Genomic DNA, 26,333 nt, shown 5'->3' on the forward strand with positions numbered 1-26,333 from the left:
TTTTGGACTGCCCCCAAAATCTCAGCCATGGCTCAAGAAGCCTTGCGCGTACGCTTGGCAGGTTTCTTCTCGGGCTCGGGCTTTTTCTTCCCCGCCGCCGCACCCTTGCCGCCCAAGCTGCGTTTGAGCAGTTCGGTAAGGTCGATAATATCGGCACCTTTCTCTGCAGTACCGCCCTCGCCCTTCTCCACCACGCTGATCTTGCCCTTGCTGGCTTTCTCTTCCACCAGGTCCATGATGGTCTGGCGAAAGGCATCCTGATACTCATCCGGCTGCCATGCGCCGCTCATGTCCTCGACCAGCCGCTTGGCCATGTCCAGTTCACGTTTGTCCAGTTTGGTATCGGTCACGCTCTTGTCCAGCTCCAGCGTCTCCAACCCGCGCACTTCCTCGGGCCAGCGCAGGGTGATCATCACCAGGGCATCATCCAGCGGGCGCAGTAGCGTCAAGTGCTGACGGGTATGCAACACCACCGTGGCCAACGCCACCTTGCCGGTGCTGGCCAGCGTTTCGCGCAGCAACGCATAGACCTTGCCGCCGCGGCGGTCGGGGCTCAGGTAATACGGGGTATCGAAATGCTGCAGGGGAATTTCGCCGGCATCGACGAACGAGAAAATATCGATGGTCTGAGTCGCTTCAGGCCGGGCCGTGCGGATCTCTTCCTCGCTGATCACCACATAACGGCCTTTCTCGTACTCCACACCTTTGACGATGTTGTCCTTGTCGATCTCTTTGCCGGTGACCTTGTTGATCCGCTTGTAACCGACCGGCTCCATGCTGCGTTTGTCCAGCCAGTCGAAATCGACCCGCTCGGTGCGCACCGCAGTATTCAGCGAGACGGGGATGTGCACCAGCCCGAAACTGATCGCGCCCTTCCAGATTGCCCTTGCCATGGTTAAGTCACCTCCCTCCAGCCCTGCGCCTATCGGAGCCTCTACTTGAAGTGACTGCGGCGCGCTGGGAAGGTTTAGTCAGGCTGCCCTGCGGCGGGCAGCGACTCGGTGCTTAGCTGAACAGCACGCGCTTGAAGGCCTCGGCGGCCAGGTGCACTTGCACCGACCAATCGTCTGCGGCTTCGCTGCCGGCATCGTCGGAAATGTACTTGAGGCAGACGAATGGAATGCCTTCGCTGCGGGCGATCAGCGCCAGTACGTAAGCCTCCATGTCGACCACATCGTAAGGTGCCTTGCCGTGGCTGGTCTCGAAATTGTCACCTGTGCCGCAGGTTTCAAGGGCAAGCCCTGGGATTGGCTCGCCGTGTTCGAGCAGAACGGGGATGTCCGACAGTGGCGTCTCGTAGCGGGCGAAGCCCAGCGGCGTGACATCCATGTCGCGCTGGACGAAACGGGTGCAGCACACCACTTCACCCTTGCCATGGCCCTGGCTGCCGGCCGAACCCAGGTTGACGATCAGCTTGGGCTTGCGCTGGGCGATGGCCTTGGTCAGCGCGATGGCAGCATTGACCTTGCCGATGCCAGTGAACACGGTGTTCACCTCGGCAAACACAGTGCCAGCCTCGGCCTCGAGGGCGAAGACAAACAGCGTGTCATCCAGGGAAATGTCGGGGAATTGCTTGATCAGCATCATGGCGCAGGGGTTCCGGGTGGCTGCAAAGGGCGCGGCCATTTTCGGACAACCCTGGCGAATTGCAAGCCCCGGCTACCGTTGCGTAAGCCCTTGCCTGATCACCTGCTCGACCACGGCCTGTAGCGCTTCGGTAGCGTTCTTCCCGGCGGCGCACGCCTGCCCCAGGCATTCAAGCTGTCGGTCGGCACTGGTGCCCTCACGCAGGATACGCCGGGCATGCTCGAAGGCGCGTTCGGCGTCCACGGTGTCGACGGGGAACTGCCCCTGCAGCTGCGCCAGCCAGCCTTCGGCCGTGACCGGCTGTTGCTCCTGGGTACCAATGAACTGGCCTTGGCGGCCGTAGCGCAGGGCGCGCCAGTAATTCTCCTGCGCGACCCAGCGCAACGCCCGGTTGAGGGGGGCGCGCGCTTGCCTTGGCTGCACGCTGTGCTCCACCAAGTGGCGAAACACCCCGGCGATGCTCAAAGCGTCCTCAAGGCAGGGGCAGCCATCACAGATACGCAGCTCGACGGTGGGGAAACGTCGCGACGGTCGGATGGCCCACCAGAAGTCACCATCAGCAGCCAACGAGCCGGTGCGCTGAAGCAAGGCCCGGTAGCGTTCATAGGCAGACCAGTCGGCCAGCGGCTCGGGCAACCCCATGTGCGGCCACTCGCCACAAATGACCCGCCGATAGCTCATGTAGCCGGTACCCTGGCCCAGCCACAAGGGCGAGGATGTACTGAGAATCAGCAGCAGCGGCAACCAGTGCACCAGCCGATTGATCAATTGCATGCGGTCGCAGTCCGCCGGCACCCCCACGTGCACATGCAAGCCATTGAGCAGGCTGCGCCGCGCCACGTGCTGGTAGTCATCGAACAACTGGTGGTAGTGCGCACACGGCGCAGGCTTGTGCCGCAGCCAGGCTGCATTCGGGTGGCTGCCCGCGCCATACAGGCCCATGCCTTGTGCCGCCAGCACCTCGCTCAATCGCTGCCGGGCCTGCAAGAAGAACTCGCGCGCCTCGAACAGGTTGGCGAACACGGGTGAGGCGACTTCTATCTGGCTGCGGAACATCTCCTGGGCAAAATGCTGCCCCAGTACTTCACGACACTGCCTGACCAGGCTCGAGGCAGGCATCACCGGCACCTTGCCGGTAGCCAGGTCCACCAGCAGGTATTCCTCCTCGATGCCAAACGTACAAGGCCGGGCCATGCTTCAACCGTTACGGGTGACGGTAAGCGCAACGGCGGCAATGCGCTCGACGTGTTCATAGCCGGGTTCGTCAAGCTGTTCGCCAAACACGTCGGGGTCGATTTCCCGGTATACCCAGGACCATTGCGGGCCCGCCAGGCGCAGGCGAACAGCCTCGAGCAGCGCGTCCCGGCCTTCGACAATCGCCACCCCGGTGTAGAGCAACAACGTGCCCCTCATGCTCAGGCGTTCCCGGGCCTGTTCGACGATGCGCAGTGACAGCTCGGCGCCCAGCGCCCCGCCCCCGTGGCGGTAGGTGCGCGCATTGTGGTCGAGCATGTAGGGCGGATTGGCCACGATCAGGTCGAAGATGCCGGTAACGCCGTGAAGCAAATCACTCGGCTCCACGGACACATTACTGATGCCCGCCAAGGCCGCGTTGATGGCGGTATAGCGCAACGCCAGCGGGTTGATGTCCAGCGCGCTGACCTGTGCATGGGGGGCGGCGCGGGCGATGAGCAATGCCCCCACGCCACTGCCGCAGCCAATATCGACCGCGTGTTCCACGCGATCCGGGCAGCGTTGCAGATGGTCATGAATGACCTGGGCAAAGCGGTAGCTGTCGGGGCCGAAGAACACCGCGTCACTGGCGTGTGTGGGGTACGCCGAATGCACCAGCAGCAGGTCGTCCAGGCTCGACCAACGCACCTTGCTGGCCAGCAGTTCACCGCGCTGCTCCAGCACCTGCGCATGCTGCAGCGCTTGCAATTCGTCGGCCGAAAGCAACGAAGGCGCAAACGGCCGGCTCCAGCCGAACACGTCGCGCAAGTTGCTGGCCTGCCGGGCGCTCTCACGGGCGTTGTTGCGTGCATGGGTGGCGGGGGTTACACAGGTGAAGCGGTAACCGTCCGCACGCAAGCGCTTGCCTAGCTGCAGCAGTGCCAGGTCTGCCTGGGCTTGCTCTGGGTCTAACATCATCACTGACATCCTTCTTGAACCAGGCCCGTGGCGTTGATGAAGGCCTGAGTGGCCAACAACCCCTCCGGCGACGCGTGACGGTTGCCGGCCATGCGCTGCACCAGGGCTTCCACAGTCTCTGGGCGCTGGCTGACCATGGGCCTGTCATCGGCCGACACGTTGATGTCCCAGCTACCCGGCATGACGCGCCGGATAGGCGCCTGCCAGTCGCCAGCGATCCAATCGTGCCACAACTGCTTCTCGTAGGCCGTGAATACACCGAACATGGCCGCAGCAGGCCCGTCGATCAGTTGCCACCAGCGGCTGTTTACCGGGTTCTCCCCGCGCCGGATCCATCCCTGGGCCTGCAGCGCGTCGACGAAAGCCGGCATGGCGCCGGGCTCGGCCAGCCACTGATTGATGGTGCGCTTTTGCAAACGGCAGTGATCGGCGTGCATGAACTGGCCGTATTGGCGCTTGCGCTCCAGCGCTGCGAACAGCTGTGCCTGCAGGTCGAACTCGGCGACCAATGCGGTCGCTGAAGTGCCCAGGTCGTTTAACCGGTAGCCGCGCCGCACCCGTTGGTAGAAGTGCTGTGCGTCCTGTGCCGGGCACAGTTGTCGTAACGCCTGGAGGGACAGCTGGGCATGGCCGCTGGCGGCGTTGTCGATGGTGACATGCAGCTGAAAGTAATGGCCGTCGATGCCCAGCTCCGCCAGTTCATAGGTGGTAATCAGCAAATGCAGCGGCGGTTGCTCGTAACCCAGGTTGTACCCCAGCACTTCCGGCAGGAATGCGTCACCGTGCTGCCCAAGAGCCAGTTGCACGGCACCTTGCAAGTAGCGCTGGTCATCCAGTTGCGGCAGTTCCAGGCAGCCCAGGCGGCTCAGCAGCCGCTGGTAGATCAGCACATGGTTGCAACGCGGGTCGCCATTACCCAGCTCTTCCAGGTAGGTGCGGATCAGCCCGTGGTAACGGGGGTCGCGCCAGTGCTGCAACGTGCCGTGCAGCCAGGCACCGTCCACCGCCTTGGTGGGTGCAACCTGCTGCAGAAACCACAGGGCATGGGCGCGGTTGCTGAAGAAGTGGCGTGGCGCACCTTGGCGACGTTGCTGCAGGTAGTCGGCATAGGCCTTGGCGACTTCGCCGGCATGATGATCGCTCCAGGCAGGGAGCTGTGCGGGGGTGTCAGGCAAATCGTCCGGCCAGTGTTCAACGCGCGCGATTTGTTCACCCAGCCAGGCGGCGCTTGTGGCGTCCGGGCCTTCCAGGAGGTTCTGGTAGCGGTGTTGCAGGCTCAGGTGTGCTGCGCGAGCCCCTGCATCAGCAGCGGCCTTGCGGGTAATGACCGTCATGCCGAGCTCCTCTGAACTTATTGGGCCGGTTTTTGCCCCGGCATAGGCTCGGGGTCAGGCGCAGGCTGCGGCGCTGGCAGATCATCCGGTTTTTGCATTTGCAACGATGGCTTGCTGGGGTCGGCGTCTTTGCCGGGGTGATTGTTGTCTCGGTCGAAACAACCACCCATCAGCGTCATGGCGCCCACCAGGGCGACCCAATGAGTCAATCGCATGGGAAGTCCTCCGTTGTATTCAATTGCAGTGCCAGGTCGCCCCGGCACTGCGTATTCCTCAATTACGAACGGCCGCCTTTACGGCTGGTGTCGTGAGGCATGTTGCCCCCCGAAGACTGGCCACCTTTACGCCCCGCTTCAGAGGCCTTCTCGCGGTCGTTGGCGAAGTTGCCCGGGTTCTTGCTGCCGCCTTGGCTGCCTTCCTTGCCCTGGGTGCCGGTGCGGCTGTTCTCTTTGTTAGCCATGGTCGTGAAACCTCATATGACTTCAGGAAGCACGGCACTGTGCCGTACATAGGTTCGGAGTTCGGCGATATGGAGGGATTCGTTTTAATGCGACAGGTTCGGACCGGTGGCATTAAATAAGCGGCAGCTGCATATTTGGTGCACCAAGTGACGTCTGGCTCACTCGGTATCCGTTGTATCGAGCCGCGCCTGCCGCCGCCCCAGCCAGCCGCCGGTCGCCGCCCACCCCAGGGCTATCGCGGCCCCCATCAGCATCGCCAGTTGCGGATGCTCGGCCATCACGTCCAGTGCCCGCTTGACCCAACCGCTCAGGGCGTCACCGCCGCGGTAGACCACCGTGTCGATGAAGTTCTTGGCCTTGTACTTGTCTTCTGCCGGCAGGACCGTAAAGAGCATCTCGCGCCCTGGCCGCACCAGCGCATACTCGCCGGCCCGGCGCACCACCATGACCACGACGAAGGCGGCGAACACCGGCGCCAGTGCCAGCCAGACAAAACCTGCAGCCATTACCAACGGCACCGCCACGAGCAGCACCCCCACGCCCATCCGTCGGGCCAGGCGTCCGGTCAGGAACACCTGGGTGAGGATCGCCAAGGCCTGGACCACAGTGTCGATCAGGCCGAACACCTGGGTTTGCCGTGTGCGGTCGGTGAAGGTCTCGCTGACGATGCGCGCCTGTTCGAAGTACAGGAACGTGCTGACGCTGGCCAGCAGTACCACGAACAGCGCGATACCCAGCAGATAGGGAGAGCGCAGTACCGCCGTGGCGCCGGCGAACGGGTTGCCACCCAAGGGTTTCGACGACGAGCGCTGCTGGTGCGCCGGCAGTGGATGACGGGCCCGCCAGCGCTGCAAGTACAGCGTTGCGCCTGTGCTGCCCAGCAAGAACACCCCCGCCAGTACCAACAGGCCGGCATGCCCCAGCGGGCCCACCAGCACGGTGCCCAGGATCGGCCCACTGAGCCCGCCCAGGCTGGCACCGGCCGCCAGCAGGCCGAACAGGCGTTTGCCTTGCTCGGTGGAAAACAGGTCGGCAAGCACGCTCCAGCCCAGCGAGATGGTCAGCAGGTTGAACACCGACAGCCAGATGTAGAACGCCCGTGCCGTCCACAGACCGTCTGGATCACGGGCAAAGAGCACAGCGAAGAGCAGCAGGTTGCTGGTGAAAAAGCCATAGGTCCACGGCAGGATATGCCGCCGACGCACTTTCGACGCCAGCCAGCCAAACAGCGGCAGGCACGCCAGGGTGGCAACGAAGGTGCCGGTAAACAGCCATTGCAGGTTGTCCACGCCACCGGCCACACCCATGGTCTCGCGCACCGGGCGCAGCATGAAGTAACCGGTGAACAGCAGGTAGAATAACGACAGCCCGGCAAGCACTGCGGGCCCTTCACCCGGTTGAATGTTCAAGCCGTTGCCCAGGCGCCGCCGCCAGCTTTGCATGGCGTCAGGCAAACTGCTCTATCAGCGCCTGTTGCTGCGCCTGGCTGAGCAGCGGTGTGTGGCCGGCCTTGAGCTGATCGAGCTGGCGATCCGGGCGGCTGGTGGCGGGTATGACCGTAGTTACTGCCGGGTGGCTGATGGCGAACTTGAGAAACAGCTGCGCCCAACTGCCGATGCCTGCCTCTGCAGCCCAGCCAGGCAAGGGCTGGCCCTTGACCTTGGCGAACAGCCGGCCATCGTCGAACGCCCGGTTGATCAGCACCGCAACGCCCTTGTCCTGGCACAGCGGCAGCAGTTCGCGCGCGGCATGTGGCGCATTGACCGAATAGTTGATCTGGATGAAATCCAAGGGCTCGCTGCGCACGATCCTGGCGACTTCATCCTGGCCGCTGTTCAGGTAGTGGGTGATGCCGACGTAGCGGGTCTTGCCCTGCTGCTTGAGTTCACGGGCATAGGGCAGCTGGGTCTGCCAATCGCGCAGGTTGTGGATCTGCAGCAGTTCGACCTTGTCGGTGCGCAGGCTGCGAAGGCTGCCGGCCCACTGCGCTTGCGCATCGGCGAGGCTGTCAGCGGCGATCTTGGTGGCAAGGAAGCACTGCCGGCGCCAACCGCCTTCTTCCAGTAATTGGCCAAGGATACTGTCGGCGCCGCCATAGTTGGGCGAGGTGTCGATGACCCTGCCGCCACCCTGGAAGAAGGCCTTGAGCACCGTGGCCAGCTGTTGGTATTCGGCAGTGCCGGCTTCGACCTCGAAACTGCCAGAGGTACCGGCACCGATTACCGGCAGGGCTTCACCGGTGGACGGGATCTTGCGGGTCAGTAGCCCGCTGGGTGCGGCAGCGTGCAACCAGGGGCTTGCGGCCAGCAGCCCCAAAGCTGCGCTGGCGCGCAGGACATCACGACGTGCGTACATGGAAAAGCTCCCGTCATGAATCGGAAACTTTCAAGGCTAGCCGCTCTACCCTGCGCCGGCGAGTGATTCTGTATCTGGATGTTTAGCGATCAGGCCTGCAACAGCAGGCGCAGGTCCAGGCCGGTATCACCCAGGGGTGGGCACCAGTAGTAGCCGCCGGTCAGTGGCCGGCTGAAACGGTAGAGGCCATCGATGATGCCGTCTTCCAGGCCGCTCATGCGCCGCAGTTGCACTTCGAAGGCATCGAAACTGTGGCCCAGGGCAACGAAGGCAAGGCCTGCGCCTCGCGCGTCGGCCCAGGCGACCGAACGACGGACCATGAACGCTTCAGGTTCGAAGCTTTCCTGGGCGGTACGCTTGACGTGTGCGGATGCCGGGGCGTCGTCGAGTTCTTCGTTGTCGGCCAGGCGGCGGCCGATGATGTTGTCCTGGTCTGCCTGGGGCAGCGACTTGAAGTACGTCAGGTCATGCTTCCACAGCTGGAACGCGGCAAAGCTGGAACCCCTGAGGCCTGGCTGGCCAGCGTCGACGATGGCCGCTTGCACAGCCTCTTCGTCCACCGGGTTTTCGGTGCCGTCTTCATAGCCGGTCAGGTCGTGCCCGCCCCGGTGAAGGAAGCCGTCGATGCTGTCAGCCAGGTGCAGTGCCGGTGCCAGCGCTTGCTCCAGGGCCTGGGCGCGCAGCAACAAGTCACCCCGCTCGTTACCCCGCAGCCACAGCCACAGGGCGTGCTGGGTACTTGGGTTCTCGACCGCAGCATCCAGCAGCGGGAAGGCACGCAAGCCCGGGACTTCACGGCCCAAGGCCTTGGCCAAGGGTGCGCCGACGCCAAGGATCAGCTGTTCGCCATCGACCTGCGGCAGCAAGGCGTCGAGTGCAGCGGGCAACGCTTCGGGGGAGTGCAGCGTGAAGAACAGGTGGCGGGCATGGGCCGGCACCGGCGTGGCAAGCAGACCTTGCTGAAACGGCATGACAGGCTAATCCTTGATAAAAGCGCGCATGCTACTGCGCCGGCACGCCCTTCGCAACGCGGCATGCAGACGCTGCAGGCGACCAGTTCGGTAACAAAAGGTTACCAAGAGATGGCGCTTTGCAATTAGCTATCAATACAGCGCGGCCTACACTTCTCGGAATCCTTCGTACGACGCCTTGATCCGAGAGCCCTCCATGACTGCCTCGCCCCTGCTTACCGCCTTCCTGCCCTTGGCATTGGGCATCATCATGCTCGGCCTTGGGCTGTCACTGACCCTGGCCGATTTTGCCAGGGTGGTGAAATACCCCAAGCCGGTCGTAGTTGGCCTGGCCTGCCAGATTCTGTTGTTGCCACTGGTGTGCTTCCTGATCGCCAACGGCTTTGGCCTGGAGTCTGCCCTGGCGGTGGGGCTGATGCTGCTGGCCGCCTCGCCGGGCGGCACCACGGCCAACCTGTTCAGCCATCTGGCCCACGGTGATGTGGCGTTGAACATCACCCTGACGGCGGTCAACTCGTTGATCGCGATCCTTACCATGCCGCTGCTGGTGAACCTGTCACTGGGCTGGTTCATGGCGTCGGACCAGGCCATCCCCTTGCAGTTCGCCAAGGTTATGCAGGTGTTCGCGATTGTGCTGCTGCCGGTGGCGTTGGGCATGTTGATCCGCCGTTTTGCACCGGGCTTCGCTGCACGCATGGAAAAGCCGATGAAGCTGGTGGCGGCGCTGTTTCTGGCCTTCACCATCGTGCTGGCCTTGGCCAAGGATTGGCAGACCGTGCTGGCGTATGCCCCAGTAGTCGGCCTGGCTGCCCTGCTGTTCAACCTGCTGAGCCTGTCGGTGGGCTACTGGGTGCCGCGGCTGCTGAACATTCCCAAGCGCCAGGCCATCGCCATCGGCATGGAAATCGGCATCCACAACGGCACCCTGGCGATCGCCTTGGCGTTGAGCCCTTCGCTGCTGAACAACCCGACGATGGCGGTGCCGGCGGCGCTTTACAGCCTGATCATGTTCTTTACCGCAGCAGGCTTTGGCTGGTGGGTAAGCCGTGGGCACGGCGCAACCACGGCAGAGGCCAAAGGCGAGCCGGTCAACTGAGCTCAGGGCCGGTCGCGACGGCTGTGCAATTGGCGCTTCAGCACCTTGAGCGGGGGGGCGTAGAAGAAGCCGAACGACACAGTGCCCTTGCGGCCCTTGATCGCATGGTGCAGACGATGGGCGCGATGCAGCCGCTTGAGGTAGCGATTGACCGGCCGCGGTTTCTGCGGCCAGTGGCGATGGAACACGCCATCGTGGGCCAGCACATACAGCACGCCGTACCCTGCCACTCCCCCGCCCACCCATTGCAGCGGTGCATACCCGCCTTTGCCCAGCGCCACCAGCCCGGCGGCGATCAGCCCGAGCGCCACCAGGTAGAGGTCGTTGGTCTCGAGCATGCCCAGGTGCGGCTCGTGGTGCGAGCGATGCAGCCACCAGCCACAGCCATGCATGATGTACTTGTGAGCCAGCGTGCCAACGCCCTCCATGGCCACCAGTGTGCCGAACAGCACGGCGAGATTGAACAGCATGTAAGGGCCCGGGCAGTATCAAGGGAAGGCGCAAGGGTAACGACTGCCGGCTTTTTTTTCCATGAAGCCGTGACGGGCTGTAGGCACTTTCTGGATGAAGCCGTTGTCATGTTTTTGCCCTTGACCTCGTCTACCTCGCGGCGTAAGGTCCGCGACGCAATTTCGCATCCCTGAACAGGAGTCCTGCATTGGACAGTAGCCCCAGTCGCTTGCGACAGGCCCACTTGGCGAGCTAGTCCGGCAGTGTCCTGCCACTGTCTCGCCGTCATGGTGTGATGGTGGTTTTCTCCAGCCTTCCTGGCTGAAGCCTTCCTCTTTCCCTACCCTTTGTGGCCCTGCGCATTTTCTGGTTATTCAACCACGCCAACACGTGATGGCGTTCATGCGGGCCTGTGCCCGTGGAAGAGGTTTGCTATGGATTGGAAAGTCTTTCTGCTGCGCGTCAGCGTCGCCCTGCTGCTGGGCGCACTCATCGGCGCCGAGCGTCAACTGCGTCAACGCCTGACCGGCCTGCGCACCAATGCACTGGTCAGTACCGGTGCCTGTCTGTTCGTGCTGATGACCCAGGCAGTGCCGGGCATGGCCGCCAACGATGCCTCGCGCGTTGCTGCCTATGTGGTGTCGGGCATCGGCTTTCTGGGCGGCGGCGTGATCATGCGCGACGGCTTCAACGTGCGCGGCCTGAACACCGCCGCCACCCTCTGGTGCACGGCCGCCGTTGGCGTACTGTGCAGCCTTGGCCTGCTGCTGGAGGCCACCCTGGGCAGCCTGGCGGTGTTGTGCGCCAACATCCTGCTGCGTGATATCGCCCAGCGCCTGGACCGCCAGGACATCGTGCCGGCCACTGAAGTGGAACAACGCTTCGAGGTGCGCGTGGTGTGCCGCGCCGAGGACGAAATCCAGGTGCGCAGCCTGATGCTGCACAGCCTGGGCGACCCTGAGCTGCGCCTGCAGTCGCTGCACAGTGAGGACCTGCCCAACCCGGCGCGTCTTGAAGTACGCGCCGAGCTGCTTGGCAACCCGCAGGCGCCGGCGCAACTGGAGCGGCTGGTCAGCCGGGTAAGCCTGGAAAAGGGTGTAAGCTCGGTGCGCTGGCAGCTGCAGCCGCAGGTGGCGGCGGCAGACTGACGCGCACCCACCCGACGGCTTGCAGGACCGACTTGTGCTTATACGCCCTACCCTTACCCGTGACATCCCCAGGCTCGCCGAGGTCGAGCGATCAGCCGCTCAGGCTTTCGCCAGCCTGCCGGCGCTGGCCTGGCTGGCTGCAGGTGATGTGCTGGATATCACCACCCATCAGGCCTGCGTCGATGCCGGTGCAAGCTGGCTGGCCGAGGCTGACACCGGGCAAATTCTGGGTTTTGCGTGCGCAGGGTATGAGCAACAGGCATTGCACATTCATGAGATCTCCGTGCGCCGTGACGCGCAAGGGCAAGGTATCGGGCGCAAGCTGCTCGATCAGTTGGTCACGGTGGCCCGCGCATCAGGCGCCCGGGAACTGACCTTGACCACCTTTGCCGACGTGCCCTGGAATGCGCCGTTCTACAGACGCTATGGCTTCGAAACCCTTGACGAAGGCCCGCTGTGCGCGCGGCTGCGGCAGATTCTGGCCAGCGAAGCTGCCCACGGGCTCAAGGGCCGCTGCGCGATGCGCCTGCGTATCGACTGAGCTGCGCACCCTTGCTGTCATGACAGTTCAGGGGTCTACACCTGCCGCCACGCTATCCGCCAGGCAGTAACGGTCCCGGCCCTGCCGCTTGGCCTGATACAACGCCCCGTCCGCCGCCGCCATCAGGCGTTCGGCGGTGATCGTGTCGCGGGCCAGGTCGCCGATCGCAATCCCAGCGCTGAACGACACACGCCCCAGTGGGCTGCCGCCATGCTCGATCACATGCCGGCGCAGCAGCTGTTGCAGCGCCTGAACGACCAATTCGGCGCCCGGCCCATCAGTGTCGGGCATCAGCAGCGTGAACTCCTCGCCGCCGTAGCGCACCGCCAAGTCCGCCGGACGCCTCAATGCCTGTTGCAACAGCTCGGCGAAACGCTGCAGACACTCATCCCCGGCAAGGTGCCCATAACGGTCGTTGTAAGCCTTGAAGTAGTCCAGGTCGAGCATCACCAGCGCCACCGAGTGCCCCTGCCGGCGGGCCCGCCGTAGCTCCGGTGCGAGCACCGCATCCAGCCGCCGACGATTGCCAAGCCCGGTCAGGCTGTCGGTCAGCGCCAGTGAGCGCAAAGTCTGGTGCGCCTGGTGCAGCGCGCGCTCGATGACAATGCGCTCGCGCAGCTGGCGCAAGACCACCCCGCCAAACGCCGCCAACCCCACCAACAACAGCAGCAAGGCAGCCACCGACTTGATCGCATCGTGCCGCCACGGTGCCACGATGGACTCCCGGGAAAGCCCGGCTTCAACTACCAGCGGGTAACTCGACAAGGCACGGTAGGCATACAGCCGTGGCGTGCCATCCACTACCGCCACCGCCTCGGCCAGCCCTTCGTTGGCATAGGGCAAGTGGTTGCGAAAGATCTCGCTGTTGGCCAGTGTCCGCCCCACCATTCTGGACACGAACGGCCGCCGAACCAGAATGGTGCCGTCGCGCTTGGCCAGTACCAGCGCGCCACGCTCGTCGATCTTGAAATCGCCGTAGTAGCGCACGAACCAGTCCACTTTGATGGTGCCCAGCAATACCCCGGCAAAACGCCCATCGCCATACTCCAGGCGCCGGGAGATGGGGATGATCAGGTCGCCCGTGGAGCGGCTGCGCACCACCGAGCCGATGCGTACCTGATGGCCGGCATGGGTGCGGTGATAAACGAAATAGTCGCGGTCGGCATTGTTGGCATTGGGCGGTATGGCCGCCTGGTCGGTGACCAGCCAGTTGCCATCGGGGCCATACACGAACAACCCATGCAACTGCGGCATCAGCGCCTTCTGCTGGGCCAGCAAGGCATGCAGCCGCGGGCGGTCCATATGCTCGAAGCCGTCACCTTCCAGGCGTTCGGCCAAGGATGCGGTCACCACATCCACCTGGCGTATGGCGTCTTCGGCATGTTGGGCCGTGGCGCGGGCCAGGTTGGTCACCATGTTCTCGGCGTTGCTGAAGGCATGGCGGTAGTCGCGCCAGATGCGCCAGCCCTCCACCACCACGAAAGCCAACATCACCACCACCATGAACGTCAGGACCAGGCGGAACAGCCCCACGGCGCGGCCCTCGCTGGTTACCGCGAGGTGCCCTTCATCATCCTGTTGCCTGGCTGCGCACATTCTATTCCCTTGCGATCCCGCGTTCGCCGCTTATGACTATAGTTCAGCGCCGCTTGCGTGAAGCCAGTTCGATCCACACCGGGGCATGGTCGCTGGCCTTGGGTTCGTTGCGCACCCAGGCATCTACCCCGGCGGCCTTGAGGTAAGGCGCAAGTTCCGGGTTGAGCAGCAGATGGTCGATACGCAACCCGGCATTACGCTGCCAGTGGTTACGGAAGTAGTCCCAGAAGGTATAGACCCGCTCGTCCGGGTGCAAATGGCGTAGCGCATCGGTCCAGCCCTGGCTTAGCAAGCGCTGGTAGCAGGCTCGGGACTCAGGCTGCAGCAGCGCGTCCTTGAGCCAGGAGCGCGGGTTATAGATGTCGAAATCGGTGGGCACGACGTTGAAATCGCCCGCCAGCAACACCGGGTGCTCACTCGCGCGCAAGCGGGCTGCATGTTCGATCAGGCATTCGAACCAGCGCAGCTTGTAGTCGAACTTTGGCCCGGGTTGCGGGTTGCCGTTGGGCAGGTACAGGCAGCCGATGACCAGCCCTTGCACGGCGGCCTCCAGGTAGCGGCTCTGCTCATCCGCCTCCATGCCTGGGAGGCCGCGCCGCACCTCCAGCGGCTCGCTGCCACGGGCGAGAATGGCAACGCCGTTCCACGAAGGTTGCCCCTGATACAAACAGCCGTACCCCACGGCTTCGAGCGCGTCGCGGGGGAACTGCTGATCGGGCGCTTTCAGCTCCTGCAGGCAGGCGATGTCAGGCTTTTCTCGCTCCAGCCAGGCAATCAAAGCCGGTAGCCGACTGCGAATACCGTTGATATTGAAGGTGGCGATCTTCAGCGCTTTCATGCGTCCGGGTCTTCCACATGCGCCCGCACCGCATCTGCGAGCGCGTTGATGTGCGCCTGGTCGGCCATCGCCTTGAGTTGCAGCCAGTCATCCCAGTCGATGGCGCCATCGTCGCGCAGGGCTTCGGCCGTGCGCACCAGCTCATGATGGTAGGCGTCCGGCGACTCGCGCCGGTAACTGACATCGTCATACTGGGCGTACCAGGCCTCAAGCTCGGGGATGCTGCGGTCAATGCTCATGTGCGTGGCTCCTCGCTGCCTGCTTTGAATGTGTGAGCCCTGCCCTCGCTCAACGTTCAACCTTGCTGGCGAGGTAAGCGCCAGTCGGGAAAAACTTTAAACCTTTAGCGCCTGCGCATGCTCAACCGTACGCGACACTGAAGTCGCGCCAACGGTTAAGGAGTGAAGCATGAGCAGTCTGTTCATCAAGCGCGTGGGGCTATCCATGGCGCTGGGCCTGGCGTCGGTGCATGCAATGGCAGCGAGTTCCGATGATTTCGTCGACGCGGCGACCGAAGCGGGCATCGCCGAAGTGGTAACGGGCAACCTGGCCAAGGAGAAAAGCCAGAATGCCGACATCAAAGCGTTCGCCCAGCAGATGGTCACCGACCATACCCAGGCCAACCAGAAACTCGGCGACATTGCCCGCAAGCTGGACATTTCGGTGCCCGATGAGGCGGCACTGACCGACAAGGTCAAGAAGATGATCCTGGAATGGCGTGAAGAATCCTTCGACAAGTCCTACATCAACAACCAGGTCGACGCCCATGAAAAGGCCGTCGAACTGTTCAAGAAAGAAGCCGCATCGTCCGACAAGGCTGAGCTGAAGGCATTCGCCAGCGACACACTGCCTAAACTCGAACAGCACCTGGAGCATGCCAAGGCGCTTCAGGCCAAACACGGCAAGTGAGGCCAGACATGACTAATGATGCATTGCGCGCTGAAGTGTTGACCCGTCTGCTGCACGCCCACCCTGAGGGGCTGGGCAAGGAAGTGCTGGACAACTACCGGGGTGAAAAAGTGGTAGCCGGCATGCTCAAGACGCTTCAGGACGACGGATTGATTCACGACGGCAGCGTCGCTGTCGATGGCAACCACCAGGTCAGCCTGCACTACCCGATCAAGCTGTCCGCTTCGGGCGTGGAAGCCGCCAAGCAATCGCAAGGCTAACCACGGTGAATGCGGGGCCGCTCGGCGGCCCCGTAGTTCACTGGTCTTTCTCGACGTCCCGGGGCGCGATGGCCGGGCCTTGCGGGTCTACCTGAGGGTCTTCCAGGTCTGGCGAGTCGGGGTCAAAACCCAAGTCTTCCTTTTTATCCGCGTGATCGGACGAGTGAGGCCCCTTCTCTGGGGTTTGCTTTGGTCCTGGCGTATGCATGGCACTGTCTCCTGTGAAGGTCTACGGAAGAAAGCACCCGCCCGAGGAAGTTTGATTTAGCTAAGGCTATTTGGCTTGGGTGTGTTCGCTCAATTGCGTGTGGCAGGCCTTCAGCGCCTCATCGCGCTCCAGTAGCTCAGCCTCCAGATGCTGCACCTGGCGCCCCTGTTCGGCGTGCAGCTCGCGCTTGGCGTCAAGCAACTGCGTTTGCACGTCCAGTTGCCGGCGCATCTCCTCACTGGCGCCTTGGGCCTGGGCCAGGATCGTGCGCAAGCCCTGGATCTGCGCGTCACGCTGCTCCAGCAGTTCGTCACGCGCCTTACGGTCGCTGCTGGCCTGCCGGTGTTCGCCCAACAAGCGCTCGTTATCGCGGTGCAGTCTGGTCAGTTCATCCTGCTTGATGATCATGCCCTGCTGCAGTTGGCGTATTTCTACTTGCAGTTGCTGCAGCTGCGCCTCGTGGCGGCGTTGTTCCTGCTCGCGCTGCTCACGGCTAGCGCTGCGGTAATGCTCCAGCGCATCGCGGGCGTGGCGATGCTTGTCTTCCAGTGAGCGCACCTGCTCTTCCTTGTCGCCCAGGCGCACCTGCAACTCGCCCAATGCCTGGTTGAGGCTGGCGCTGCGCAGTTGTTCGGCCTGCAAAGTGCTCTGGGTCGAAAGCAGTTTTTCCGACTCGGCAGCCAGTGCGGCGGCCTGTATCTGCTGTTGCTGGTGGCCCGCAGCCAGGGCCTGCTGGGCCAGCTGCAACTGCCCTTCAAGCTGCTCGCGCTGCTGGGTGAAAACAGCTTCGGCCTCTTCGATGCGCGCGTCCGCTTCTTCCTGCAGTTGGCTGGCCAATTGCCCGACAAAGCGCCCAAGCGTCTCGCTCAACCCTACGGGCCCTGCCTTAGCCACGGCCTGCTTCTCGTTGAGCTCTTTCAGGTAGCGGTGAATGGTGCTTTTCGAGCCCGTATTCCCCAGCTCGATGCGTACTGCATCGATGCTGGGGTTCTCGCCACGGGCGATCAGAGCCTGACGCGCCTGCTGCACTACCACCTTGTTGATACCGCCCCGGGCCATGCTTGCTCCTACGATTTTGTACCATGGTACGTAACATGTAATTACATGCCAATTTTGGCTGCGCGGCGAGGATATTTCAAGTGCTAAATCACATGGAATAATCACGGCTTATCGCATGTGAGGCGCTAGAAATGACAATTTCGAGTGGGAAACGCGTACGGCAGTCGTCGAGTAGCGTCACGCAGAATGCAAAACGCCCCGCCAGGCCAAAGCCTGCGGGGCGTTCGATTGAAGCCTGTAGCGGGGTCAGGCCAAGCGTTCGACCTGCGAAGGCGTACGCCGCATCAGCACCTTGCCATTGCGCACCGACACCAGCGCGTACCCTTGGCTGCGGACCATCTCGTAATCATCCGGCGCCGACAGCAACAGCAAGTTCGCTGGCCGCCCGACCTCGATGCCATAGCGATCCCCCAGGTTGAGCGTACGTGCACTGTTGTCGGTGATCAGGTCCAGGCAGCGCTGCAGGTCTTCATAGCCGAGCATGTGGCAGATGTGCAGCCCGGCCTCGAGGATGCGCAGGATGTTGCCATTGCCCAGCGGGTACCACGGGTCAACGATGGAGTCCTGGCCAAAACACACGTTCATGCCCGCCCGGTCGATTTCCGCCACGCGCGTTACCCCGCGGCGCTTGGGGTAGCTGTCGAAGCGCCCTTGCAGGTGAATGCTCTCGGTCGGGCACGACACAAAGTTGATGCCCGACATCTTGAGCAAACGGAACAGCTTGTAGCAGTAGGCGTTGTCGTAAGAGCCCATCGCCACAGTGTGGCTGGCCGTGACCCGGGCGCCCATGCCCCGCACGCGGGCCTCCTCGGCCAGCACTTCGAGGAAGCGCGACTGCGGGTCGTCGGTTTCGTCGCAGTGCACATCCACCAGGCAGCCGGTGCGCTCGGCCAGGTCCATCAGGAATTTGACCGACGACACGCCCTGGTCGCGGGTGTTCTCGAAATGCGGAATACCGCCGACCACATCGGCGCCGATGGCGACTGCTTCGGTCATCAGTGCCCGGCCGTTGGCGTACGACTCGATACCCTCCTGGGGGAAGGCGACGATTTGCAGGTCGACCAGGTGGCGCACCTCTTCACGCACTTCGACCATGGCCTTGAGCGCAGTGAGATTGGGGTCGGTGACATCGACATGGGTGCGTACGTGCTGAATGCCGTGGTCGACCAGCATGCCGATGGTCTTGGTGGCGCGGGTCTTGATGTCTTCGTGGGTGGTGATTTCCTTGCGTTCGGCCCAGCGCTCGATGCCTTCGAACAAGGTGCCACTCATGTTCCACTTCGGCTGGCCGGCAGTGAGGGTGGCGTCGAGGTGGATGTGCGGCTCGACGAAGGGGGCTACCACCAGGTTCTGCCCGGCATCCAGGTCATCGCTGGCCCCTGGTGCCACCGTACCGCTCTGGGGCTGGATGCTGGCGATGCGGTCGCCGTTCAGTTCGATGCGAAACAAGCCAGCCTTGCCCCGCAGGCGTGCGTTGATGATGTTCATGGCGTTACTCCTTGCCTTGGGCTTCGGTCATGCGCCAAACCAGCATGGCCACCGAAGCGTTCATACGAAAAAGCGGATCGTCCAGGGACTGGCCACTCAGTTGTTCGATGCGTTGAATGCGTTGGTTGATGGTATTACGGTGCAGCCCCAAGCGCTGGGCGGCCTTCAGCCCATTGCCATTCTCCTTGAGCAGGGCGTCGAGGGTATGCACCAGGGTATTGGGATGCTTGCGGCCCGGCGCGATCAACGGCCCAAGTGTCTGGGCGACGAAATCGTCGATCAACGAGCGATCGACGATACCTTGCAGCAGGCGCAGTACACCCAGTTCGCTGAAGTCGCAAAAGCCGTTGGCCGGGCGCAGGTTTTGCGCCACCTCCAAGGCCTGACGCGCCTCGTTGAGTGCATGGCGGTAGTGGGCACACTCCTCGGCACGGCTCGACAGGCCCATGTACAGGCCCAACTCCCCGGCCACAGCGACCAATTGCCGGTGCAGCGCGGCCAGCGTGGCTGGCAGGCCGGCAGCGTCCGGCAGCAACAGCACGAACAGGTCACCCGGCAAGTGCGCGGTCACGGTGCCCGGCCTGCCACGGCACCACGCTTCCAACTGGTCTTCCAGGGCCTGGCGAACGCCTTGCCACACCCGCTCGCCCTGGGCCAGCCCATGGCGCTCGAACAAGCCATCGACGCCCGACAAGCGCAGCGCCAGCAGGCGCCGCGGCTCGTCAAGCGCCAGTGCCAGGTGGGCTGCACGCTGCCGGGCGATCGCCAGGCTTGGATAGTCACCGGTCAACAGCTGGCCCAGGATATCGTTGCGCGAACGCCGCACCTGGGCCATCTGTACCAGCGCCGTCCCGATCAGGTGGGTGACCACCACCATCTTCAGCGCATAGGGCTGCTCGATCAACGGCAAGCCCAGTTGTTCGGCGCGCGTGAGCACGTTGGCCGGGATACCCTGGATGTACGTACCACCGGTAAGGATAACCAGGCCCGCGATGCCCACGGCCTCGCCGTCCTCCACCAGGCTCAGCAGGTTGGCCTCGCCACGGGGGTGGTTGATGCCCGTAACGAACACCAGCTCGCCGCCCATCACCCACTCGGCGATGCCTTCGTTCTCGGCTACATAAGGCCAGCGCACCCGCCGCTGCAGGTTGCGCGCGCCAGCACGCACGGTCATCTCCTCCAAGCCGGGCAGGTGCAGAATTTCATCCAGTGCCAGACTCACGGCTCGACACCCGCCTCGCCTACCACCCGGCGCCGCCCGCTCAGTTCATGCATGAGGATGTAACACAGCGCCGAAGCAGCGATGCCCACCAGCGGCGCGACCCAGGGCGAGGCATACGCCAATACCGCACCTACGGCATAAGCAAAAAGCCCCACCCGGTTGTAACGCGGCAGGCCCGTGGCGCCCAGTGCCGGGTACCGGCCGCGGTGGCGGTACCAGAAGTCGGCCATGATTACACCGCCCACCGGCGGAATCACCGACCCCAGCAGCACCAGGAACGGGATCAGCATTTCGTACATGCCGCCGATGGCCAGCATGATCCCCACCCCGGCCGCGACCAGTGTCGCGGTGCGCCGGCGCTCGCTGCGCAGCAGGTGGCAGGCCGCTGCCGATACGTTGTAGAGGGTCGGGCCCTGAATCGTCCACAGGTTCAGGCACAACATCACCACGGCCGCGAATGACAGGCCTTGCAGCATCATCACCTCGACGATGTCGGCCTGCTGATACACCATCGCGCACCAGGCCCCGGCCACCACCATCAGGCCATTGCCCAGCAGAAACGCAACGATGCTGGCCACCACCGCCACCCGCCCGCTGCGCGCCAGGCGCGTCCAGTTGGTGGCCTGGGTGGCGCCACTGGCGAAGGTGCCGAATACCATGGTCACGGCCGCCGAGAAAGTCATGGTTTCGTGCGGCACCACCGCGGCCAGGCCGGCAAAACCACCGGCATCGCGGGTGGCGATGTACATCGACACCAGCAGCAGCGCGAACATCAATGGCACCGAAACCCGTGATAGCAAGTCCAGGCCTTTGAAACCGATGATGGCCGTGATACTGAAGCCCAAGCCGAACAGCACCATCAAGGGCACGGCAAAGCCCCCTGCCAGTCCCAACAGCTTGACCAGCACGATTGCCACGGTGGCCGTGCCCCAGGCATACCAGCCGAGCTCAGCGAAACCCAACAGAAAATCCGAAAGCCGGCTGCCCGCCTCACCAAAGCAGAAGCGGCCCATCAGCACGGTGTTGAGCCCGCTGCGTGACGCGATGAACGCCAAGGTGGCGGCATACAAAGCCAATAACGTGTTGCCGACCGTGGCCACCCACAGCATGTCGGCAAAGTTGAAGGCCATGCCCAGCTTGCCACCGGCGAACATCGTACCGGTGAAGAATGTGAAGCTGAACAGCACCATGGCAATGGGCAACAGGCCCTTGCGGGAAGCGCGCGGGGCTTCGCAAAGCGGGAATTCGGTAGGTGAGCTCATTGCACGGGGCTCCGGGTGGTAGTTGGAGCAGGTAGAGCAATATGCGGGCCGCTTTCACAGCAGGTGGCAACCCTCGAAATGGGTGGCGAACGGCACAGCATAAGATGTGCACTGTGCCTATTAAAGCAGGGTGCATCCGAACAGGGTGTGTGCTTGATGCCTTGATTTGATGCAGCTACGCACCAAAGGTGAACAATACTGGGTAGTTTTTACCCAGCCCGGCGGCGTTGCCCAGGCGGCCTCATACAGCCCAGTAAAATCAGTTACTTAGGCTTTTTTTGATTACAATGCGTGCCCGTCTCTTAAATCTGCTTTCCCCCATGAAAAAACTGCTCTACGCCGTATCCCTGCTTCTCGCCGTCAACCTCCCCGCCTTCGCCAACCCGCCTTCGACCTTCACCGAAGCCAAGGTCGTCGCCAAACAGAAGATCTACCTGGACCAGGCAAGCAGAGCCATGGGCGACCTGTATTGCGGTTGCAAATGGACCTGGGTGGGCAAGTCGGGTGGGCGCATCGACGCCGCCTCCTGCGGATACGAGACCCGCAAGCAGCAAAACCGCGCCGAGCGTACCGAGTGGGAACACATCGTGCCCGCCTATACCTTCGGTAATCAGCGCCAGTGCTGGAAGAACGGCGGTCGCGAGCATTGTGTCGATGACGACCCGGTCTTCCGCGCCATGGAAGCCGACCTGTTCAACCTGTACCCGGCCGTGGGCGAGGTCAACGGTGACCGCAGCAACTTCAACTACGGCATGGTTGCCGGCAACGCCGGCCAATATGGCCAGTGCCCGACCAAGGTCGATTTCGTGCAGCGTGCTGCCGAACCCCGTGACGAAGTCAAAGGCCTGGTTGCCCGCACTACGTTCTACATGTTCGACCGCTACAAGCTGAGCATGTCGCGCCAGCAGCAACAACTGCTGATGGCCTGGGACAAGCAGCACCCCGTCTCGGCCTGGGAGCAGGAGCGCAACCGGCGCATCGCCGCCATCATGGGGCATGCCAACCCGTTCGTGACCGGCGAGCGCAAATGGACAGCCGACTACAAGCCCGTTGGCAGCGGCGTTGTGCAAGCCCTGCCGGCCAAGCCCGCCAAGGACGCGGCCAAGCCCAGCCTGGCCAGCAGCGCAGCGACCGGCGCAGTGCTCGGCAACCGCAACAGCCATGTCTATCACCTGGCCAATGGTTGCCCGGGTTACGCCCAGGTGGCCTCGAAGAACCAGGTGATGTTCGGCTCCGAAGGCGAGGCGCAGGCTGCGGGCTACCGCAAGGCTGGTAACTGCCGGTAACGGCCGCGCCCCGTCGGGTCAGCGCCTGGGCGTTTCGTTCACCAGGTTCGCCGGGCGTTCACCGGCCAGCGCGCTGAGCAGGTTGTCTACGGCGCAGCGCGCCATGGCCTCGCGGGTATCGTGCGTCGCCGAGCCGATATGCGGGGTCGCCACCACGTTGTCCAGTTGCAACAGGGGCGAATCGTTCGGCAAGGGTTCCTGAACGAACACGTCCAGGCCCGCGCCACGGATGCGCTTTTCACGCAAGGCCGCGATCAGCGCGGCTTCGTCCACCACCCGCCCCCGTGCAATGTTCACCAGAAACGCATGCGGCTTCATCAGTGCCAACTCGCGGGTGCCGATCAGGCCCTCGGTGCTGGTACTCAGCGGTACAGTCAGGCACACGAAATCCGCGTGTTGCAACAGATCGTCCAGGCTGCAATGGCGCGCGTCGTAAAGCGCCTCCACCTCTGGCTTGGGGCGTGGGCTGTGGTAGAGCACGCGCATCCCGAAGCCGGCCGCACCGCGCCGCGCCAGCGCTTGGCCTATGCGCCCCATGCCGACGATGCCTAAGGTCTTGCCATGCACGTCGCTGCCAAAATGCGCCGGCCCGAGGCTGGCCTGCCACTGGCCGTCACGCACCCAGCCCGCCAGCTCCACCACCCGACGCGCACTGGCCAGGATCAGGGCAAAGCCAGTGTCGGCCGTGGTTTCGGTGAGTACGTCTGGGGTGTTGGTCAGCATGATGCCACGTCGGGTCAGGTCGGCAATGTCGTAGTTGTCGACCCCCACCGACACACTGGCGATCACCTTCAATTGCGGGGCGAGGTCGAGCAGGCTGCTGTCCAGGCGCAGGCTCGCGCCCAGCAGCCCCTGAGCGCCGGGCAAGGCATCACGCAGGCGGGCCAGGCCGTCCGGCCGCGTGGTGTCCACCCAGGTCACTTCAACCTGTTGTTGCAGGCGCGCCATGAGGTCGTCAGACAGGCGTTTGTACAGCACGATTCGCTTTTTCATACCAGGGTTTCCTGTTGGCTCATCGCCAGGTGGGAGCCGCCCCGTTTGGCACGGCCAGGCGTTTGGGTTGTTTTCAGCGCTGCCGTGAGCGCGACGGCGGTCAGCAACGCGCCGCACATAAACAGATAAGAGGCGCCCGGCCCGCCGGTGGCGCCATTGAGGTAACCCACCAGCCAAGAGCCGCCGAAGGAACCCAGCGCGCCCATGCTGTTGATCAGCGCCATGGCGCCACCGGCAACGTTGCTGGGGAGGATTTCCGGGACAATCGCGAAGAACGGGCCATAGGGCGCGTACATGCAGGCCCCGGCGATCACCAGCAGTGCGTAGGACCACCAGAAATGCTCGCTGCCCAAGGCATACGAGCCATAGAAGGCCAGCGCCGCGATCAGCAAGGGTGGCCAGACGAAACGCTTGCGCTTCTGCAAGCGGTCCGAAGCCCAGGACACCCCGACCATGGCCAACACCGCTGCCAGATACGGCACCGACGACAGCCAGCCCGCCTGCACGATGTCGACGTTCGCCGCCTGCTTCAGAATCGAGGGCAGCCAGAGCACGAAGCCATAAACCCCGATGCTCCAGCAGAAGTACTGCATCGACAGGATGATCACCTGCGGCGAACGGAACGCCTCGCGGTAGTTTTTCACAGGCTTTATGCCCTGCTGTTCCGCTGCCAGGGCTTGCTCCAGGCTGGCCTTTTCCTGCGCGCTCAACCAGTTGACCTGGGCTGGGCGGTCATCCACCAGGCGCCACCAGAAGAACGCCCAGATCACGGCCGGCAGGCCTTCGATGATGAACATCCAACGCCAGTCGTAGTGTTTGATGAGGTAGCCCGACACCACCGACATCCACAGGATGGTCACCGGGTTGCCGAGCATCAGGAAGGTGTTGGCCCGCGAGCGTTCGGCGCGGGTGAACCAGTGGCAGAGGTACACCAGCATCGCCGGCATTACTGCGGCTTCCACCACTCCGAGCAGGAAGCGGATGCCGATCAGCATGTACACATTGCTGATCATGCCCGTCAGGGTAGCCAGGCCACCCCAGAGGATCAGGCTGACGAAGATCAGCTTCTTCACGCTGCGTTTTTCGGCGTAGATGGCGCCGGGTACCTGGAAGAAGAAGTAACCGAGGAAGAACAGCGCCCCCAGCAGCGACGACAGCACCGGGGTGATCTTCAGGTCGTCGGCCATGCCGGAAGCGGCGGCGAACCCATAGTTTGCGCGGTCGAGGTACGCCAGGCTGTAGGTGACGAACACGATCGGGATGATGTACCACCAGCGGCGGCGCGCGAGACTTGTCGTTTGCATGATGTGTGCTCCTGAGCTTTTTGTTTTTGTTGCAACAGGTACCAAGGGTTCGGGATCAGGCCGTCAGGCGCGCCTGCGCAGGTCGTGCTCCTCCAGTTCGCGGCGCAGCGGCAAGCCTTCCATATCGCCGCGCGACTGCACGGCGCGGCTGCCACACCAGTTGCCGCGTGCCACCGCCTGCGGCAGTTCGCGGCCTTCGAGCAAGGCACTGAGTACACCGACGGCAAAGGCGTCACCGGCGCCGACGGTGTCCACCACCTTGGCCACCGGCACCGCAGCCACCTGGCCCTCGCATCTGCCGGTGCGAAAATAGGCGCCCTCATCACCCAGTTTGATCACCACCAGCTCCACCCCTTTGTCGAGGTAGAACGCGGCGATGTCCGCCGGGGTGTGCTGGCCAGTCAGCAGGCGCCCCTCCTCCAGGCCGGGCAGCACCCAGTCGGCCTTGACAGCCAGGGCGTTGATCTCGCGGACCATGCACGTGCGGTCTGGCCACAGCGAGGGGCGCAGGTTGGGGTCGAACGAAATGCTGCGCCCGGCCGCGCGCATGGCGTCCACCAGCGTGTGGGACAACGCCCTGCATCCGGTCGAAAGCGCCAAGGGGATGCCGGTGGCGTGCAGATGCCGGGCCTGCAGCCAATGCGGGCGGACCTGGGTCGGCGATAGCAGGCTGGCAGCGGAGTGGCCGCGGAAGTACTCCACGGCGGGGTCGCTGCCATCCTCGCAGCGGGCCTTGAGCTGAAAGCCGGTGGGGTGTTTGCAGTCGACTTCGACATCAGTGCAGTCCAGCCCTTCGCGGCGCAGGCTGTCGAGAACGAAGCGGCCTAGCGAGTCGTCGCCAACGCGGCTCAGCCAGCGGACCTTGAAGCCGAGGCGCGACAGGCCGATCGCCACGTTGCTGTCGGCACCAGCGATACGCTTGCCGAACTGCCCGACCTGCGCCAGGTCGCCGGTCTGCTCGGCCACGAACATGGCCATGGTCTCGCCAAAGCACAGCACGTCATGCTCATGCATGGCTCACCTCCTCGCCCAGTTTGGACAGGGCGGCGACCTGAGCACGGGTCAATGTCAGCAAATCGTCGCTGACCAAGGGGTATTCCACCGCACGCACCACACCGGGCGTGAACTCGCCCAGCAAGGCCTCCCAGGCCAGCAGGTCTTCAACTTGCGGGGGCACTGCGGCCAGCCGGCCGTCAGGCTTGCGTTCGACCGCCTTGCAGTGCACATAACGCACCCAGCGCCCAAGCGTGCGGGCCGCTTGCTGCGCCGATTGCGCTTGCCATTGCCAGTTACCGATGTCGAAGGTCATGCCCAGCGCCAGGCCAAGGTCGTCGGCGCGCTGGAAGAACCGGCGCATCGGCTCGATGCGCCCGCCCTGCTCGGTCTGGTCGTTTTCGACCAACAACACAGGGCCGTCGTGAGGTAACAACGTTGCCAACGCCCCCACATCGCAGCGGTCGTTGTAGTGCCCCAGGGACACCTTCAACGCCACCGCGCCTAGTGCGCGCGCCAACGCCAGTTTCTGTGTCAGCCGGGCATCGGGCAGGCCTTGCTCGGTCCACAGTTCAAGGGGTGTCGAGTATAGGCATTCGAGCTTTGACGCGGCGATGGCGTTGGCCAGCGCGGCGGTGTCCGGCGCACTGTCGAACAGCTCTTCGCGCAATTCGACACGGGCAACGCCTGCGGCGGCCAGCAAGCCCAGAAAGTGCGCCTGGCCGCGCTGGCGTACCAAGGTGGCGCCGTAGCTGGAAAGACTGATGGAAACGGGGTTCGAGCGCATTGTTATTGTCCTTATGAAACCGGTTTCATTTTTC

29 protein-coding genes are annotated in these 26,333 nt (G+C 63.5%); 6 read left to right on the forward strand and 23 right to left on the reverse strand.

The window, feature by feature from the left end:
- Positions 1–32: 32 nt before the first annotated feature.
- The 10 genes from HU770_RS21395 to HU770_RS21440 form a co-directional block, all read right to left on the reverse strand.
- Positions 33–893 carry a Ku protein gene (locus HU770_RS21395; protein ID WP_186665404.1) on the reverse strand — a complete coding sequence of 287 codons (861 nt, stop codon included), beginning with the start codon at positions 891–893 and terminating at the stop codon, positions 33–35.
- A gap of 112 nt (positions 894–1,005) precedes the next feature.
- Positions 1,006–1,587 (reverse strand): nucleosidase, encoded by a 582-nt coding sequence (locus HU770_RS21400; protein WP_033697944.1) that lies wholly within the window; start codon positions 1,585–1,587, stop codon positions 1,006–1,008.
- A gap of 72 nt (positions 1,588–1,659) precedes the next feature.
- The gene (locus tag HU770_RS21405; protein WP_186665406.1) at positions 1,660–2,781 is read right to left on the reverse strand and encodes a carboxylate-amine ligase; all 1,122 of its coding nucleotides are present in this window, start codon (positions 2,779–2,781) and stop codon (positions 1,660–1,662) included.
- Between the two features lie 3 nt (positions 2,782–2,784).
- Entirely contained in the window at positions 2,785–3,738 is a 954-nt protein-coding gene (locus HU770_RS21410) for a class I SAM-dependent methyltransferase (protein ID WP_186665408.1), read from the reverse strand.
- Positions 3,738–5,072, reverse strand: coding sequence for an iron-containing redox enzyme family protein (locus HU770_RS21415; RefSeq protein WP_186665410.1), 1,335 nt, complete (start codon positions 5,070–5,072; stop codon positions 3,738–3,740). Before HU770_RS21415 ends, HU770_RS21410 begins: the two co-directional genes overlap by 1 nt.
- A 17-nt stretch (positions 5,073–5,089) precedes the next feature.
- On the reverse strand, positions 5,090–5,287 hold the full coding sequence (locus HU770_RS21420; protein ID WP_033697948.1) for a hypothetical protein: 198 nt from the start codon (positions 5,285–5,287) through the stop codon (positions 5,090–5,092).
- Between the two features lie 62 nt (positions 5,288–5,349).
- On the reverse strand, positions 5,350–5,532 hold the full coding sequence (locus HU770_RS21425) for a KGG domain-containing protein (protein ID WP_033697949.1): 183 nt from the start codon (positions 5,530–5,532) through the stop codon (positions 5,350–5,352).
- 159 nt (positions 5,533–5,691) lie between these two features.
- Complete coding sequence (locus HU770_RS21430; protein WP_186653680.1) at positions 5,692–6,975, reverse strand: MFS transporter; 1,284 nt, start codon at positions 6,973–6,975, stop codon at positions 5,692–5,694.
- A gap of 4 nt (positions 6,976–6,979) precedes the next feature.
- Positions 6,980–7,888 carry an aldo/keto reductase gene (locus tag HU770_RS21435; RefSeq protein WP_186665412.1) on the reverse strand — a complete coding sequence of 303 codons (909 nt, stop codon included), beginning with the start codon at positions 7,886–7,888 and terminating at the stop codon, positions 6,980–6,982.
- Between the two features lie 89 nt (positions 7,889–7,977).
- Positions 7,978–8,859: a Dyp-type peroxidase gene (locus HU770_RS21440; RefSeq protein ID WP_186653410.1), complete on the reverse strand. Its 882-nt coding sequence runs from the start codon at positions 8,857–8,859 to the stop codon at positions 7,978–7,980.
- 196 nt (positions 8,860–9,055) lie between these two features.
- Here HU770_RS21440 and HU770_RS21445 point away from each other — a divergent pair, with 196 nt between their 5' ends.
- Positions 9,056–9,955 (forward strand): bile acid:sodium symporter family protein, encoded by a 900-nt coding sequence (locus HU770_RS21445; protein ID WP_186665414.1) that lies wholly within the window; start codon positions 9,056–9,058, stop codon positions 9,953–9,955.
- 2 nt (positions 9,956–9,957) lie between these two features.
- On the opposite strand, the gene HU770_RS21450 is transcribed toward HU770_RS21445, so the two are convergent.
- Positions 9,958–10,425 carry a sterol desaturase family protein gene (locus tag HU770_RS21450; RefSeq protein ID WP_186665424.1) on the reverse strand — a complete coding sequence of 156 codons (468 nt, stop codon included), beginning with the start codon at positions 10,423–10,425 and terminating at the stop codon, positions 9,958–9,960.
- Positions 10,426–10,839: 414 nt separating this feature from the next.
- Here HU770_RS21450 and HU770_RS21455 point away from each other — a divergent pair, with 414 nt between their 5' ends.
- A complete protein-coding gene (locus HU770_RS21455) occupies positions 10,840–11,553 on the forward strand; it encodes an MgtC/SapB family protein (RefSeq protein ID WP_033697956.1) in 714 nt (237 codons plus the stop codon).
- Positions 11,554–11,587: 34 nt separating this feature from the next.
- Entirely contained in the window at positions 11,588–12,094 is a 507-nt protein-coding gene (locus HU770_RS21460; RefSeq protein ID WP_186653433.1) for a GNAT family N-acetyltransferase, read from the forward strand.
- Between the two features lie 27 nt (positions 12,095–12,121).
- Here HU770_RS21460 and HU770_RS21465 read toward each other — a convergent pair whose 3' ends face one another.
- From HU770_RS21465 to HU770_RS21475, 3 genes are read right to left on the reverse strand one after another with little or no spacing between them, the layout of a single operon-like run.
- Complete coding sequence (locus HU770_RS21465; protein ID WP_186665426.1) at positions 12,122–13,690, reverse strand: sensor domain-containing diguanylate cyclase; 1,569 nt, start codon at positions 13,688–13,690, stop codon at positions 12,122–12,124.
- A gap of 43 nt (positions 13,691–13,733) precedes the next feature.
- Positions 13,734–14,528 carry an exodeoxyribonuclease III gene (gene xth / locus HU770_RS21470; RefSeq protein ID WP_186653439.1) on the reverse strand — a complete coding sequence of 265 codons (795 nt, stop codon included), beginning with the start codon at positions 14,526–14,528 and terminating at the stop codon, positions 13,734–13,736.
- On the reverse strand, positions 14,525–14,767 hold the full coding sequence (locus HU770_RS21475) for a hypothetical protein (RefSeq protein WP_033697960.1): 243 nt from the start codon (positions 14,765–14,767) through the stop codon (positions 14,525–14,527). The genes xth and HU770_RS21475 overlap by 4 nt, the downstream gene beginning before the upstream one ends.
- A gap of 169 nt (positions 14,768–14,936) precedes the next feature.
- Here HU770_RS21475 and HU770_RS21480 point away from each other — a divergent pair, with 169 nt between their 5' ends.
- Both HU770_RS21480 and HU770_RS21485 read left to right on the forward strand, forming a co-directional pair.
- The gene (locus HU770_RS21480; RefSeq protein WP_033697962.1) at positions 14,937–15,437 is read left to right on the forward strand and encodes a DUF4142 domain-containing protein; all 501 of its coding nucleotides are present in this window, start codon (positions 14,937–14,939) and stop codon (positions 15,435–15,437) included.
- An 8-nt stretch (positions 15,438–15,445) separates the two neighbouring features.
- Positions 15,446–15,697, forward strand: coding sequence for a hypothetical protein (locus HU770_RS21485; protein WP_186653441.1), 252 nt, complete (start codon positions 15,446–15,448; stop codon positions 15,695–15,697).
- A gap of 37 nt (positions 15,698–15,734) precedes the next feature.
- Here HU770_RS21485 and HU770_RS21490 read toward each other — a convergent pair whose 3' ends face one another.
- The 5 genes from HU770_RS21490 to codB form a co-directional block, all read right to left on the reverse strand.
- A complete protein-coding gene (locus HU770_RS21490; RefSeq protein WP_167334456.1) occupies positions 15,735–15,905 on the reverse strand; it encodes a DUF6021 family protein in 171 nt (56 codons plus the stop codon).
- A 66-nt stretch (positions 15,906–15,971) separates the two neighbouring features.
- The gene (locus HU770_RS21495) at positions 15,972–16,964 is read right to left on the reverse strand and encodes a DNA-binding protein (RefSeq protein WP_186665428.1); all 993 of its coding nucleotides are present in this window, start codon (positions 16,962–16,964) and stop codon (positions 15,972–15,974) included.
- 246 nt (positions 16,965–17,210) lie between these two features.
- Complete coding sequence (codA, locus tag HU770_RS21500; RefSeq protein ID WP_186665430.1) at positions 17,211–18,452, reverse strand: cytosine deaminase; 1,242 nt, start codon at positions 18,450–18,452, stop codon at positions 17,211–17,213.
- Between the two features lie 4 nt (positions 18,453–18,456).
- Positions 18,457–19,674 (reverse strand): PucR family transcriptional regulator, encoded by a 1,218-nt coding sequence (locus HU770_RS21505; RefSeq protein ID WP_186653467.1) that lies wholly within the window; start codon positions 19,672–19,674, stop codon positions 18,457–18,459.
- Positions 19,671–20,936, reverse strand: coding sequence for a cytosine permease (gene codB / locus HU770_RS21510; RefSeq protein ID WP_186665432.1), 1,266 nt, complete (start codon positions 20,934–20,936; stop codon positions 19,671–19,673). The genes HU770_RS21505 and codB overlap by 4 nt, the downstream gene beginning before the upstream one ends.
- Positions 20,937–21,256: 320 nt before the next feature.
- Between codB and HU770_RS21515 the strand changes: the two genes are divergently transcribed.
- Positions 21,257–22,222, forward strand: a complete 966-nt coding sequence (locus HU770_RS21515; protein ID WP_186665439.1) for an endonuclease — start codon at positions 21,257–21,259, stop codon at positions 22,220–22,222.
- A gap of 18 nt (positions 22,223–22,240) precedes the next feature.
- Here the strand turns inward: HU770_RS21515 and HU770_RS21520 are convergent, their stop codons facing one another.
- The 4 genes from HU770_RS21520 to HU770_RS21535 form a co-directional block, all read right to left on the reverse strand.
- Positions 22,241–23,215 (reverse strand): D-glycerate dehydrogenase, encoded by a 975-nt coding sequence (locus tag HU770_RS21520; protein ID WP_186665440.1) that lies wholly within the window; start codon positions 23,213–23,215, stop codon positions 22,241–22,243.
- Positions 23,212–24,519, reverse strand: a complete 1,308-nt coding sequence (locus tag HU770_RS21525) for an MFS transporter (RefSeq protein WP_033697970.1) — start codon at positions 24,517–24,519, stop codon at positions 23,212–23,214. Before HU770_RS21525 ends, HU770_RS21520 begins: the two co-directional genes overlap by 4 nt.
- Positions 24,520–24,582: 63 nt before the next feature.
- The gene (locus HU770_RS21530) at positions 24,583–25,533 is read right to left on the reverse strand and encodes a sugar kinase (RefSeq protein ID WP_186665441.1); all 951 of its coding nucleotides are present in this window, start codon (positions 25,531–25,533) and stop codon (positions 24,583–24,585) included.
- A complete protein-coding gene (locus HU770_RS21535; RefSeq protein WP_186653482.1) occupies positions 25,526–26,299 on the reverse strand; it encodes an AP endonuclease in 774 nt (257 codons plus the stop codon). Before HU770_RS21535 ends, HU770_RS21530 begins: the two co-directional genes overlap by 8 nt.
- Positions 26,300–26,333 lie beyond the last annotated feature (34 nt).

The organism is Pseudomonas sp. SWRI68 (genome assembly GCF_014269165.1).
Lineage (GTDB): Bacteria > Pseudomonadota > Gammaproteobacteria > Pseudomonadales > Pseudomonadaceae > Aquipseudomonas > Aquipseudomonas capeferrum.